The sequence below is a fragment of the Massilia sp. LXY-6 genome, assembly GCF_051233485.1.
Lineage (GTDB): Bacteria > Pseudomonadota > Gammaproteobacteria > Burkholderiales > Burkholderiaceae_D > Telluria.
This window is the reverse complement of the sequence record NZ_JBKFGF010000112.1, coordinates 1-283: the sequence shown is the minus strand read 5'-3', so window position 1 is coordinate 283 and position 283 is coordinate 1. Positions and strand designations below refer to the sequence as shown.

1 protein-coding gene is annotated in these 283 nt (G+C 59.0%); it reads left to right on the top strand.

The window, feature by feature from the left end; all coding sequences use genetic code 11:
• Positions 1-164: 164 nt before the first annotated feature.
• The coding region (locus ACI48D_RS26045; RefSeq protein ID WP_435574139.1) for a transposase at positions 165-283 on the top strand (119 nt) is incomplete at its 3' end.

The following is a 283-nucleotide window of genomic DNA, read 5'->3' as shown; positions in this document are numbered from 1 at the left end:
TCCGCTGGCTGGAGGAGGTAAAGCTTACTCATCCTGTTCAGCAAATCGTTTTCCAGGAATATGTCGACACGGTCAAGGCACTAGGCAAGCGCGCGGAAAGCCTGGACCGGCAGTTAGAAGCAGCGGCGAGCGCATCGGTGTTCTAGCCGGTAATCGAGGCATTGATGGCCCTGCGTGGCATCGCTCTGTTGGCGGCCACGACCATCGTGGCCGAGATTGGCGACTTACATCGTTTCGCCAGCGCGCCGCAATTGATGGCTTACCTGGGCCTGGTGCCCAGTGA